The 7,220-nt window shown below is 51.3% G+C and carries 4 protein-coding genes and 1 pseudogene; all 5 read left to right on the top strand.

The window, feature by feature from the left end; genetic code table 11:
• A partial coding sequence (locus PAT3040_RS37045) for an alpha-L-rhamnosidase (protein WP_181376615.1) occupies positions 1–1,795 on the top strand: 1,795 nt, incomplete at its 5' end.
• A gap of 760 nt (positions 1,796–2,555) precedes the next feature.
• The gene (locus PAT3040_RS14290) at positions 2,556–3,548 is read left to right on the top strand and encodes an ABC transporter permease (RefSeq protein ID WP_307719165.1); all 993 of its coding nucleotides are present in this window, start codon (positions 2,556–2,558) and stop codon (positions 3,546–3,548) included.
• A 19-nt stretch (positions 3,549–3,567) separates the two neighbouring features.
• Positions 3,568–4,449 (top strand): carbohydrate ABC transporter permease, encoded by an 882-nt coding sequence (locus tag PAT3040_RS14285; RefSeq protein WP_087570148.1) that lies wholly within the window; start codon positions 3,568–3,570, stop codon positions 4,447–4,449.
• Positions 4,450–4,567: 118 nt separating this feature from the next.
• Positions 4,568–6,136 carry an extracellular solute-binding protein gene (locus PAT3040_RS14280; RefSeq protein ID WP_108993263.1) on the top strand — a complete coding sequence of 523 codons (1,569 nt, stop codon included), beginning with the start codon at positions 4,568–4,570 and terminating at the stop codon, positions 6,134–6,136.
• Positions 6,137–6,263: 127 nt separating this feature from the next.
• Positions 6,264–7,220 (top strand): annotated as a pseudogene (locus PAT3040_RS37040) (hypothetical protein); the annotation flags it as partial.

Here is a 7,220-nt window from a genome sequence, read left to right as displayed (position 1 = left end):
GGAGATTACGGGCCCTGCCGGCAAGCTTGCGGCGGGAGCGGCTCCGCCTGTTAAAGTGATGCGCATCCTCGAGCCCAAGCGTATAAGCAATCCCAAGCCCGGCATTTACGTGGCGGATCTGGGCCGGAATTTCTCGGGTTGGCCGAAACTAAAGGTGAGCGGCGCAGCGGGATCGAAAGTCGTAATGACTTGCGCGGAGCTGCTGACGGAGGAGGGCTTGGTCAACCAGAAGTGGACGGGAGCCCCGAGCGAGTTTTGTTATACGTTAAGCGGCAATGGCGTGGAGGAATGGCGTCCCAAGTTTTCTTATACCGGCTTCCGTTACGTGATGATTGAAGGAGCGGTGCCCGAAGCTTTCGCCGATTCATCCCCATCATCCCTGCCGGTGCTGCATGCCATCACGGGAGAAATGCTGTATCCCGAGCTGGAATCCGCAGGAGGCTTTCAATGTTCCGATCCGTTGCTTAACGAGATTCATGACATCATCCAATGGGCGATTCTCAGCAACACCAAAAGTGTATTTACCGACTGCCCGCATCGGGAGAAGCTGGGATGGCTGGAGCAGGTTCATTTGATGGGGCCGTCGATTATGTACAACTACGACGTGGAAGCGATGCTGAAGAAGGTGCTGCAGGATATTGCCGATGCCCAATTGCCTACCGGCCTGGTGCCGACGACCGCTCCGGAGTATGTCGTGTTCGACGATTCGCTAAGCCTGTTCCGCGATGCGACCGCTTGGGGCGGAACTTATATTCTGACCGCTTGGGAAGTGCTGCAGCGGTATGGCAATATCGGTCTGATAGAGAAGCACTATGCCGGCATGAAACGTTATATCGCCTATCTGACCGGAAAGTCGGAAGGGTACATCATAACCGGGGGACTTGGCGATTGGTATGACATCGGTCCGGCAGGGCCTGGATTTTCGCAAAATACGCCTGTTCCATTGGCGGAGACGGCGATCTACTACGGTCTGTCCGTCGTTATGCAGAAAATGGCCGCCATGCTGAATGAGCAAAGGGATGTTCAGGAGTACGGGCAATTGGCCGCGTCCATCCATTCTGCGTTTCAACGGGAATATTGGGACGAGGAGACGGCCAGCTACGCAACGGGCAGCGATACCGCGCTTGCCATGCCGATAGCGATTGGAATTGCCCCGGAGCGGCATCGCGTTTCGCTGACCGAGAAGCTTGCGCGGCAAATTGCCGAACGCGGCTACCAGACGACGGCAGGCGATGTGGGCTACCGTTATGTGCTGCTTGCGCTTGGCAGGGCCGGCAGATCGGATGTCATCTACCGGATGTCCCAAGTAACGGATAAGCCGGGTTACGGTTATCAAATCAAACATGGCGCAACGACGCTTACCGAGGCGTGGGACGGACCTGTGGTCGGCAAGTCGCAGAACCACTTTATGCTGGGTCATCTGGAGGAGTGGCTGTATCAAGGTCTGGCCGGCATGGATTACCGTTATGATACGGCAACCGAACGTTACACCATCTTGATCAAACCTTATATGCCGGAGGATATGAAGTGGGCGGAAGCCTGGCAACGGCTGCGCCCGGGATATGCCAGTGTGCGCTGGGAGAGGGACGAGAACAATCAACCGTCTCTCCGCGTCACGATTCCGCCCAATTCGAAGGGAATCGTCTATGCCCCTAGGAACATCTACGGTCATGGGGAAGAAACGGTATTGCCGGAAGGCGTCAAGAAGCTGAGGGATGAGGCGGAGCATACGATATACGAGACGGTGTCCGGAAGCTATACGTTTTCCGCGCAAGAAGTAACAGCGGGCCATTAACGTTGTCAGGCTCATTATTGTTAAGATAAGGGGCTGTCCAATAAGTCTCAAAAATAAAAAGTTGGGCGGAAAATGCTTCCGTCCAATTTTTTGTGTGCCTGCTCTTTCAGGAAAGTGGCGAGGTGGATGCCTGCCACTTAACATTCTACCAAAACGGGGCGTCCAGCATTCCGTTTTCACTGATTGTTTGGATAGCCATTTTGCCAGGTGCAGGCCTGTTTGGTGGAGTGTGTATGAATTATCATACACGTTTGGCCAGGTGCGAGCCTGTTTGGTGAATTGTGTATGAATTATCATACAGGTTTGGCCAGGTGCCGGCCTATTTGATGAATTGTGTATGAATTATCATACACGTTTGGCCAGGTGCGAGCCTGTTTGGTGGATTGTGTATGAATTATCATACACGTTTGGCCAGGTGCCGGCCTATTTGTTGAATTTAGTATACAAGCCCACCCATATAATCGAGCCATAAGGACAACGGGGCTACCTTAAAAGTTCACTTCTCGGACAGCCCCTTTCCGTTTGTGAACGTAATGGTGTTTCCGCAGTATATGAAAACGTTTTAATCTTTATTTTTAAGCAATCCTCTTAAAAATAATCACTTCTCAATTGCGAAAATGATTACGCTTACAAATATCTTAAAAATGATCGCTGTATTTTAAGTTTTGAACACTATTCATCGTATTCATTCGACTATACAATTTAGTCATATTCTCCAATCAGCAGCTTGAATCGGGGAAAAGGGAGGAGTGAGGATAGGTTGGAGCAGCTAACGAAAATGGAGACAGCTCAGCGGACGCGGCAGCTCCCGGCAGTAAAACGATCCATCTGGCGTGAAATCGTGAAACAGAAATATGCTCATGTATTCGTGTTAACGGGAATGCTGATCGTCTTAGTCTTCAATTACTTGCCGATGTTCGGCGTATTGATGGCATTCAAGGATTATTCCATCTCAAGCGGCATTAAAGGGATTTTTACGAGCGATTGGGTAGGGCTCAAATATTTCAAGGAATTTGTCGGCGCTTACAATTTTAAGCTCATTGTAACCAATACGCTGGCAATCAGTCTTTTGAAATTGTTTTTTACCTTTCCGATGCCAATTTTGTTGGCCATCATGTTCAACGAAGTAAGGGTTCATTTTTTCAAACGGTTCGCACAGACAGTCAGCTACTTTCCGCACTTTATTTCATGGATTGTTGTTTCCGGGCTGCTCGTTATCTTCTTGTCGTCGAACTCCGGGATTGTCAACGATTTCTTGAAGGGATTAGGTTTGATCGACAAGCCGCTCCCGTTTCTGTCCAGTCCGAATTACTTCTGGGGACTGGCCGTCACGACGGCCATGTGGAAGGAAGCGGGCTGGTGGGCGATCATCTTTCTCGCGGCGATCAGCGGCCTCAATCCGTCGCTGTATGATGCGGCCGAGATGGATGGAGCAGGCAGGCTTCGCCGCATCTGGCATATCACGCTGCCGGGCATACGCGGGACGATCGTGGTCGTACTTATACTGGCAGTCGGAAGCCTCCTCGGCGGCGGTCTTGTCGGCTCCAACTTCGAACAATCGTATTTGCTCGGCAATGCGATGAATAACGAACGCTCCGAGATTTTGCAGACGTACGCGTTTAAGATGGGCCTGGCTCAAGGACGATACGCTTATGCGACCGCAATAGATTTGATGCAGTCGATTATTGCAATCATTCTCGTATTCGGCAGCAACTTTTTGTCCAAAAAAATAACCAAAAACAGCTTGTTCTGAAGGCGGAGAGGAGTTTAATATGCATCGCAGAACCGTCGAAGACCGCGTCGTGGATACGGTGAATATCAGTTTGCTGGTTATCATCTCGCTGGTTACGATGTATCCCTTCTACTATTTGATCATTATTTCGTTTAATAACGGGCTCGACACTTCGCTGGGCGGCATTTATTTTTGGCCGAGGGACTTTACGTTTAACAATTACACGAAGTTTTTAAGCGACCCGAAGTGGATTATGTCCTTTGGCGTCTCGGCGCTTAGGACGGTTATCGGAGCGGCAGTCACGATATTGTTTACCTGTCTGACGGCATATGGTTTGGCGTATCGCAATCTGGTGTTTCAGAAATTTTATTTTTCGTTTTTTATCGTGGCCATGTACACCTCGGGCGGACTTATCCCCTATTACGTAGTACTGCGCAGCCTGGGTTTGCTGAATACGTTCTGGGTCTACATCGTTCCAGGCGCCGTGACGATCTTTTTCCTCATTATCGCGGTTTCGTTTTTCCGGGAAATACCTGCGGAGATGGAGGAGTCGGCACGCATAGACGGAGCATCGGATCTGACCATCTTCTTTAGAATGATATTGCCGGTCTCCAAGCCGCTGATTGCGGCAATGGGTTTGTTTATAGGCGTAGGTCAGTGGAACTCCTGGATGGACTCGGCCTACTTCGTCAACAAGGATTCGTTAAGAACGTTAACTTATCGTATGATGGAAGTCATCAACCAAGGCATGATTCCGTCCGACCTGGCTTCCGCGGAGCGGGCTGCGGCGATAACCGGCGTGACGACCTTTTCGATCCAGGTAACGGCAATGGTTATCGCGGTTATACCGATTCTAATCGTCTATCCGTTCCTGCAAAAGTATTTTGTGCAAGGCATTATGATCGGTTCGGTTAAAGGGTAGGGCAGGCAATTGGGCTGAGCTCGCATGACATGGGTTGAGAACGGAATCGACCGCTTACAAAAGGTTTATTCCGATTTCACATATATTCGATGCAGAGATAAAAAAGGAGGCAATATCAATGAGCAAGTTTTTTAAATCGACGAGCTTGATAGCGCTTGCAATGACGTTGATGCTGACTGCCTGCTCCGGCGGCAATAGCGGCAGCAATGGAAACAAGCCGGTCAACACGGGTAACGAAAAGGTGGACAACGGAAGCGGCGGCGAAGGCGCTGAACAAGAAATCGTGGAGCTGGACCTATTCGTCAATATGTCTTGGTGGCCGCTGAAGGATTGGAGCGGCAAGGTGCCGGAAGAGATTACAAAGAAAACCGGCGTCAAGCTCAACATCCAGGTTGCTGCCGACGATAAGCAGCTTCCGCTGTTGATCGCATCGGGAGACTTGCCCGATTTGGTCTATACGGCTACCGATCTGACGCGTATGGCGGATCCCGAAGTTTCTTATCCGTTCGGCGAGCTGATTAATAAATATGCGCCCGATTTCGAAATCAGTCAAGAACGTATCGGCGTTAATACGATGCCGGACGGCAATTTCTATACCGTTCGCAACGCATTCTCCACCGAGCAAGAATGGAAGGATAATCCGAAGGCTATACCAGGCGCAAACGGCATGACGCTGCGCGAAGATATTATGACCGAGCTGGGCAATCCGAAGCTGGACAACCTGGATGATCTCCTAACCATTTTTGCTTCGGTCAAAGAAAAGTACCCGGATATGGTCCCGCTCGTATGGGATAAAGATCAAATCGGCCAGCATTTGCGCATCAACTTCGGTCTCAAGAAAAGCAAAGGGTTTGTCGACATCGACGGCGCAGCTCGTTACTACCTGAAAGACGAGAACTATCTGGACTACTACTTGTACATGAACCGTCTGTATCGCGAAGGCTACATGATCGCCGAGAACTTTACATTTAAGGATGCGCAGCAAGACGATCAATACGTATTAAACGGCCAAGCCTTCGCCCATGGCAGCGGCGTAGCCGAAACAAGCAACCCTCAATTAGAGGAGCTTGGAAAACCGTTTAAAATGAAGCAAGTAACGAAGCTGCTTAGCGACAAAGCGGGGATTCCGATGGGCGGATCCGGCTGGGCGGGCATGTACATTACGAAAAACAACAAAAATCCGGAAGCCGCAATTAAATTTCTGCAGTACATGTACAGCGAAGAAGGTCAAAAGCTCGGACTTTACGGTATTGAGGGCGAAGATTGGGAGTGGAACGAAGCCGAAAAATATCCCGTCATGAATTATGACTACAATAACACGGATATTCAAAAACAAAATGGCGTCGTTTGGTGGGGGCTGATCGGAAGCAGCGGCGTTAACGAAGCGCTGCAGCGCTACAGCCCGGATACTCAAGCGACGCAATGGGGTCTGGCCGCAAGGGAAGCGCTTGAGTTCAACCCGGCGCTGGGGCTGGTCTCTACGGAGCCGGATACGGAAGAGCAGACGATCGAAGCTCAAATCATGAACATGGTTACGACCGAAGAAGTGAAAATTTATATGGCCAATTCCGAGGAAGAGGCCAAAGCGGCATACGAAGCGTTGCTCGAGAAGGCCGAAAGCCTTGGACTGGCGAAGCTGGAAGAATGGGCTACGGCAAAGTATAAAGAATATCAGAAAAACTTCTAACAAAAGGTCCGCTTTTGATCATGCTTTTTGATCAAACACTAAAAGCGGATGAACGACATAGTGGCCGGAATGCTCCAGCATTTCGGCCACTTCAGTCATCATGCTGGAATTTCGGGAGGAACCTCACATGAATGTCAAAAAACTGCAAGAGGGTTTCGCTTCTCCGGATCCGGACTTCGGTCCCTTGCCGTTCTGGTGGTGGAGCGGGGAAGAGATAACGGCGGAACGCGTGCGCTGGCAATTGCAAAAATTTCGCGCCGGCGGCTTGCGCAATATCGGCATCCTCAATATTGCGCCGACGGGACCTCAATACGGTAGCGTAGCCGACGATCCGCCCTATTTCAGCGAACGCTGGTGGTCCATGTTCGAGGTGGCTTTGCGCGAAGCCGAGAAGCTGGGGATGCGCCTTTTTTTCTACGACCAGATCGGCTTCTCGGGAACAAACCTGCCGGCGCATCTTGTTGCGGAACAACCGGAATTGGCCGGTTACCAGCTTCGCAGAATGGCTTGCGGCGAGGAGCCGCCGGAGGGAGCCGAGCTTCTGACGGAAATCGGGGGATACCGCTACTTAACGGTTCGCCAGGGATTTAACTGGCTTGACAGGCGAGCGACAGAGCAGTTATATGACCGGATTTACGGCGAGTTCGAACGGCGTTTCCCTCATGATTTGGGCCGGACGATCGGCGGCAGCTTCCAGGATGAGCTGCCTTCGATGCCGCTATGGACGAAAGGGCTTCCCGAGCTGTATGCCGGCCGATATGACGGGGATCTGATTGCCGCTTTGCCTGCCTTGTTCGAGGATGTCGAAGGAGCGGAGCTTGTTCGCAGGCGCGTGTACGAGTTGGCTGCGGAACTGGCGGAGGAGTCGGTGTTCAAGCTGCAATACGAATGGCATCGGCGCCATCAAATGCTGCAATGCTGCGATCAGGCCGGGCCCGCGCGCCGAGTCGACTTGCATGGGGCGCAGCGGCTTTACCTGGACTATATGCGAACGCATCGCTGGTATAATGCAGCCGGCTGCGACATGGACGGAGAGATTAAGCCGCATGCTTCGATGGTTCATTTGCACGGGGGCAAACGCGTG

It is taken from the genome of Paenibacillus agaridevorans, assembly GCF_003112455.1.
Lineage (GTDB): Bacteria > Bacillota > Bacilli > Paenibacillales > Paenibacillaceae > Pristimantibacillus > Pristimantibacillus agaridevorans.
Note: the sequence above shows the minus strand (reverse complement) of the source record. Positions and strands in the feature narration are given on the sequence as shown.

Bases quoted from the DNA above. Each gene is read 5' to 3' on its own strand.
- PAT3040_RS14285 (WP_087570148.1), top strand. From the start codon at position 3,568: ATGCATCGCAGAACCGTCGAAGACCGCGTCGTGGATACGGTGAATATC.
- PAT3040_RS14280 (WP_108993263.1), top strand. From the start codon at position 4,568: ATGAGCAAGTTTTTTAAATCGACGAGCTTGATAGCGCTTGCAATGACG.